Annotated in this window: 7 protein-coding genes and 1 tRNA gene; 7 read left to right on the top strand and 1 reads right to left on the bottom strand. The window is 37.9% G+C overall.

Annotation, left to right across the window (positions count from 1 at the left end):
* Positions 1-153: 153 nt before the first annotated feature.
* A tRNA-Sec gene (locus tag FC72_RS10715) sits at positions 154-250 on the bottom strand.
* A 292-nt stretch (positions 251-542) separates the two neighbouring features.
* On the opposite strand from FC72_RS10715, the gene prdC reads away from it, so the two are divergent.
* The 7 genes from prdC to FC72_RS03260 all read left to right on the top strand — a co-directional run bounded on the left by prdC (position 543) and on the right by FC72_RS03260 (position 6,152).
* Positions 543-1,847: a proline reductase-associated electron transfer protein PrdC gene (gene prdC, locus FC72_RS03290; protein ID WP_268871648.1), complete on the top strand. Its 1,305-nt coding sequence runs from the start codon at positions 543-545 to the stop codon at positions 1,845-1,847.
* 23 nt (positions 1,848-1,870) lie between these two features.
* On the top strand, positions 1,871-3,811 hold the full coding sequence (prdA, locus tag FC72_RS03285) for a D-proline reductase (dithiol) proprotein PrdA (protein WP_057764757.1): 1,941 nt from the start codon (positions 1,871-1,873) through the stop codon (positions 3,809-3,811).
* 19 nt (positions 3,812-3,830) lie between these two features.
* Positions 3,831-4,133 carry a CBO2463/CBO2479 domain-containing protein gene (locus FC72_RS03280; RefSeq protein WP_057764755.1) on the top strand — a complete coding sequence of 101 codons (303 nt, stop codon included), beginning with the start codon at positions 3,831-3,833 and terminating at the stop codon, positions 4,131-4,133.
* On the top strand, positions 4,133-4,585 hold the full coding sequence (locus FC72_RS11180) for a glycine/sarcosine/betaine reductase selenoprotein B family protein (protein WP_057764753.1): 453 nt from the start codon (positions 4,133-4,135) through the stop codon (positions 4,583-4,585). The genes FC72_RS03280 and FC72_RS11180 overlap by 1 nt, the downstream gene beginning before the upstream one ends.
* A 21-nt stretch (positions 4,586-4,606) precedes the next feature.
* Positions 4,607-4,858: a hypothetical protein gene (locus tag FC72_RS11175; protein ID WP_057764751.1), complete on the top strand. Its 252-nt coding sequence runs from the start codon at positions 4,607-4,609 to the stop codon at positions 4,856-4,858.
* Between the two features lie 62 nt (positions 4,859-4,920).
* Positions 4,921-5,661, top strand: a complete 741-nt coding sequence (gene prdD, locus FC72_RS03265; protein WP_057764749.1) for a proline reductase cluster protein PrdD — start codon at positions 4,921-4,923, stop codon at positions 5,659-5,661.
* Between the two features lie 11 nt (positions 5,662-5,672).
* On the top strand, positions 5,673-6,152 hold the full coding sequence (locus FC72_RS03260) for a glycine/sarcosine/betaine reductase component B subunit (RefSeq protein ID WP_057764747.1): 480 nt from the start codon (positions 5,673-5,675) through the stop codon (positions 6,150-6,152).
* Position 6,153 lies beyond the last annotated feature (1 nt).

Here is a 6,153-nt window from a genome sequence, read left to right as displayed (position 1 = left end):
GGAGGTTGCAGCCTTTTGTTACACGTTTAGGCTATAAAAAAGTTCGGAAATGTAAAAAGGGGCTGTGACATATGTCACAGCCCCTTTTTTTGGTATAGGAATATTCCTATAAGGTTTTTTATTTGAATTGTTAACAATTCAATTTATATTCTCTGGCGGGAATGTGTGGGAATCGAACCCACCTAAGAAGCTACTAACCCCTCATACTAGTTTTGAAGACTAGAAGGAACACCAGAACCTATCCACTCCCAGAAATAATGATAGCATAAAAAAATCAATATTCAATGTAGCATTAGAAAAAAGTGTCAAGGAATAAAAAATATTCCAATAGTATATAAAAATATAACATTGTGATGTATTGTGTTAACAATTGTAGTCGGACATTATACTACAAAGAATGCAATTATGGTAGTGTGTCAAGTGTTTTTATTTTTTAAATAAATATGTAAATTGCTATTAAAATTATGAATATTTTGTGATACTATGAACTTGCGAATGAAAACGTCAACATTTCGCTATCATATTTGGAGGGAGGTGAAATGATGGAAAAAGTCACATATTTACTAAAGCAACACGTTGGTGCACCAGACAAACCAATTGTCGAAGTTGGCCAACATGTTCTTAGAGGGGAACTTATTGCAGAACCAAATGGCTTAGGTGCTAATATTCACAGTAGTTTAACAGGTACAGTTACAGCAATTGAGGATGACAGAATTATTTTAGATCCTGATGAGGATCAAGACATGGAAGACTATGTCAAACTTCCTGAAACTGATAACTATCTAGAAGCAATCGAAAATGCAGGTGTTGTAGGTGCTGGTGGTGCTGGATTCCCAACAGCAGTTAAACTTTCAAATAAGATTCCTGGAGGTTATTTAATCGTTAATGCCGCTGAATGCGAACCTTTATTTTGTCATAATACCGAGGTTGAAGAACGCTACCCAGAACAAATTGTTCGAGGTATCAAATACTTACTAGAGATTACAGGTGCTAAAGTTGGTTACATTGCAATTAAGAAAATGCACCATGCTGCAGTCCTTGCACTTGGTAAAGCATGCAAGAATGAACCTAACATTCAAGTTAAATTCTTAACAAATATGTATCCAGCTGGTGACGAAAGAGTTATTGTTAGACAACTACTCGATATAGTTCTTAAACCGGGTGAACTACCTATTAAAGCTAATGCAATTATTCAAAATGTTGAGACAGTTAAGAGAATTGTCGAAGCTATCGAATTGAGAAAACCTGTTATTGATAAAGATATTACTGTTGATGGACGAGTTAAGGAACATTCAACTGTATACGAGAATATTCCAATCGGATTGTCAGCTAAACACTTTATCGATGCATCTGGCGGTTACATTAATCCACATGGTGATATTACTGTTGGTGGTCCATTTACTGGACATACTGGTACAGAAGAAACACCTGTTACAAAGACAACTAGTGGATTCCTAGTAGCAATGCCATACCCTGATACTCATGGCAAGAAGTTTGGAATTCTTGAATGTGAGTGTGGTGGACAGGAACCTCGTCTTCGTGAAATAGTTGATAAGATGGGTGGAAAAGTAGTTTCGTTCCGTCGTTGCAAGAGAATGGTTTTAGTAAATGGAAGATATCGTTGTAGTCTTCCAGGAATTTGTCCTGGACAGGCTGATGCAGTCCTTGGAATGAAGAAAGAAGGAGCTGAGTCAATTTTGACTGGTACATGTCAAGATTGAACAAACACCGTAACCGGTGTAGCTCCTCGTGTAGGAGTTTCAGTTTATCATTCTACAGATCACGTTTTAAGAGCAGCAGGTCATAGACTATATCGTAAACTTCCAGATGATTTTCAATCTAAGTAATTTTCAAGGGAGGTAGACAGGATATGTCTATAACTAAAGAAACAGCCATGGATCATATTAATGATCCAGCTGTCCTATGCTGTAGAGCAGAGGGCGGAATTACTATTGAAGCACCAAATTTGGAAGATCCATCATTATTTGATGATTACGTAGATTCCGGACTTCTCGAAATACCAGATGATGTTTTAAAAATCGGACAAGTACTAGGCGCAACATTGAGCAAAACAACAGATGCACTTATTCCATTAACACCTGCAAATGTTGATAATATTCAATCAATGGATGACGATTCTAGTGATGACGATGCATCATCTGATGATAGTGCAGATGCAGAAGTTGCACCTGCAGCTACTGAAAACGTTGAAACTGCAAATACAACAGTTGCACCAGCTTCAGTGACAAGCACATCTAATGGTACGATCAAGATCGATATTGCCGAAGGTAAAGGAATTCATCTAGAAGTTCCTATGGCATCAGCAGTATCAGCTGCACCAGCAGCTCAAAGTGAAGCTAAATTAGCTGCCGACAGTAATGCTGCAGCTACACCAGCTTCAGACGACTCAAGCGATGACCCATCAGATGATGAAGTTGAAGCTAAAGTTGTTAGAGAGTTGGAACGTGATCACGTTAAAATCGACAAAGTAGTATTTGGCGACAAGACAGAGATCAATGGTACAACATTGACTATTAGAACACCTAAGGAATTGTGCGAAGAAGCTGTTGAAACTCAAGATATCGTTAAAGATATGACTTTAGACATCATTACACCTGACGATTATGACAAATATAGTGAAACAATCATGGATGTTCAACCTATTGCTACAAAGACTGAAGGAGAAATCGGTACAGGTGTTACACGTGTTATCGATGGAGCAGTCTTTGTATTAACAGGTACAGATGAAAACGGTGTTCAAATTGGTGAATTCGGTTCATCTGAAGGTGAAATGAGCAAGAATATTATGTGGGGTCGTCCTGGTTCACCAGATAAAGGCGATATCCTAATTAAAGCTCAAGTAACAATTGAAGCAGGACGTAACATGGAACGTGTAGGTCCTCTAGCTTCCCATAAAGCCGCTGATGTTATTACTCAAGAAATCAGAGAAGCCCTTAAAAAGGCTGATGCTAGTCTAATTACAGACAAAGAAGAACTAAAACAAGTACGCCATCCAAAACAAAAACGTGTTGTTATTGTTAAGGAAATCATGGGTCAAGGTGCTATGCATGATAACTTAATTATGCCTATTGAACCTGTTGGTACATTAGGTGCTAAACCTAACGTTGACCTTGGTAACTTGCCAATTATGTTATCACCACTTGAAGTATTAGATGGTGGTATCCATGCTTTGACATGTATTGGACCTGCTTCTAAGGAAATGTCTCGTCACTACTGGCGTGAACCTATGGTTAAAGCAGCCATGGAAGATGAAGATATTGACTTAGTTGGTGTATTGTTCGTTGGTTCACCACAAGCAAATACTGAGAAATTCTATGTTTCTAAGAGACTTGGAATGACAGTTGAAGCAATGGACCTTGATGGTGCTATTGTTACAACTGAAGGATTTGGTAATAACCATATTGACTTCGCATCACATATTGAACAAATTGGTCAAAGAGGCGTTCCTGTTGTAGGTATGTCATACTGTGCCGTTCAAGGTGCTCTTGTTGTTGGTAACAAGTACATGGATGCAATGGTTGATAATAACAAATCAGCTCAAGGTATTGAAAATGAAATTCTTGAGAATAACACATTATGTCAAGAAGATGCAATCAGAGCTCTAGCTATGTTGGAAACAAAGATGGCTGGCGGTAAGATTGAAAAAGCTGAACGTAAGTGGAATCCAAATGTTAAGGAAAATAACCTTAAGGTTATTGAAAAACATGACGATATCAAGATCGACAGAGCTCCAAATGAGCAATCATTGCCAAAGAGCAAGAAGAGACTTGAAATCTACGAAAAAGAATAATGAATGAAGGGTAATCGGTATGGATAATTACGATTTATTAAATTACGCATCTACAGAAAAACTTTTTGAAGGTATTATTTCAGAAGTTACAGATGCAGGTGTCATGATTGAATTGAAGGGAAGATTGGGTACTCTTAAAATACCTAAGAGAATGTTGATTTCTGAACATGAACCACAAGTTGGACATGAAGTAGGATTCTTAATGTCCTATCCCGAAGTCCTATCCGAAACCCCGAATGCAGATTACGTGAAAGCTATTGATGATTATAAAAAGCATCAAGCTGAGATAAAACAGCGTACTAAGGAAAGGAAGGAAGAATAATGTCCTTAAAGAAGTATGATGGCTTACAGTCAGAGATTTATGTTCCTATCACACCTCAGCCTGTTTGGGCACCTGTTAAAAAAGAGCTGAAAGATATGAAGATCGGAATTGCTACGGCTGCCGGTGTTCATCTAAAGAGTGATAAAAGATTTAATCTAGCCGGTGATACAACTTACCGTGAGATCCCTTGGGATACAAAAGCGGAAGATTTGATGGTATCACATGGTGGATACGATAACAGTGATGTTAATAAAGATATTAATTGTATGTTCCCAATCGATAGATTGCGTGAACTTGCAAAAGCTGGCTTTATCAAAGGCCTAGCACCCGTTGAATATGGATTCATGGGTGGTGGTGGTGACATCGAAGCCTTTACAGATAAAACTGGTCCAGAAATTGCTAAAAAATTAAAGGCCGAAGATGTTGACGCCGTAATTATGACTGCCGGTTGAGGAACTTGTCATAGATCTGCCGTGATCGTGCAGAGAGCAATCGAATCCGTTGGGATTCCTACAATTTTAATTGCCGCATTACCTCCAGTTGTACGTCAAAATGGTACTCCTAGAGCAACTGCTCCTCGTGTACCAATGGGTGCTAATGCAGGTGAACCTCACAATGTTGAAATGCAAACAGGCATTGTTAAGGATACTTTGAAGCAATTAGAAATTCTTGATTCACCAGGAAAAATTGTGCCTTTACCATATGAATATATAGCTAAGGTCTAGTTTGACCATAAAAGGAGGGTATATATATTCCCTCCTTTTATTGTTAGTAAGGGGATTTTAAGATGAATAAAAATACTCTAACTATAAATGCATTTTCAATGCAAGATGTCACAATTGGACCAAAGTATCATCTAACAAATAACAGTTTGGAAATACCAGATCATCCTTTGTTTAGTATTGATGACCGATTAAAGTCAGTCACAGTTAAATTGGTTGATCCCAAAAATTGTCATTTTAAGATAAATACGATTATGGATGTTATCCCAATTTCCACAAAAGTATTGGGTAACATTGGCTATGGCATGTCGAATACATTGACTGGAGTCAGTGTCATTCTTACTGGTGCCGATGAAACTGGTGTACAGTTACATGAATTTGGTTCTTCTAATGGTTATCTTGACGAGAAAATTAAGTTTGACACAGATGGAACTCCAAGCTCTGATGATGTGGTTATTCTAATCGATGTTATCTTAAAATCAGACTTTGAGTTCAATCGGGAAACCTGTGAAATGGTGTTTAATACTGCGGATCAATTCTTACAGCCAATACGTGAAAGTTTAAAAATTTTAAACGGACGTGAAGCGGCTGAAAGTTTTGACTATGAAGATATTAAGCATCCTGGCAAACCTAAGGTTGCTATCGTTAAAGAAGTAGCCGGACAAGGCGCCATGTATGACAATATGGTTTTTGCAAAAGAGCCAGGCGGTATTGAAAAAGGTATCTCCATTATTGACATGGATAATATGCCCATTCTACTTTCTGCGAATGAGTACCGCGATGGCGCTATTCATGCCTTAGTTTAGGAGGTAATGAAATGGGTATTGGACCTTCAACAAAAGAAACAACCATGCATCATTTTCATGATCCACTAGTCAGAGTCGTTTCTAGTGACCCTGATGTAGATTTTCAAGGAGTTATTCTTGTAGGTACTCCTCAAGATAATTACTTGAAGAACTTAGTAGGTAGAAGGACTGCTTTTTGGCTTGAAGCTATGCGTACTAATGGTGCCATTATTTCAGCCGATGGTTGGGGAAATTCCGATGTGGATTTCATGAATACCATGACGGAAATTGGTAACAAAGGTATTAGTATAGTCGGGCTGAAGTTTATTGGTAAACAAGCGGGATTTGTGGTTGAAAACGAGCACACAAAATTTGTGCTTGATATTAATAAATCTAAGAGTGGAACCGAAACTGAAGTTGTTGGTGAAAATAATCTTAATGAAAAAGACGCTCATAAAGCGTTGGGACTCTTAAAATTAAAAATGAGAAAAGATGGACAAGTTACAAAATAGG

It is taken from the genome of Companilactobacillus tucceti DSM 20183 (assembly GCF_001434665.1).
GTDB classification, from domain to species: Bacteria; Bacillota; Bacilli; order Lactobacillales; family Lactobacillaceae; genus Companilactobacillus; species Companilactobacillus tucceti.
The sequence above is the reverse complement of the archived record's forward strand: the minus strand, read 5'-3'. Positions and strand labels throughout refer to the sequence as shown.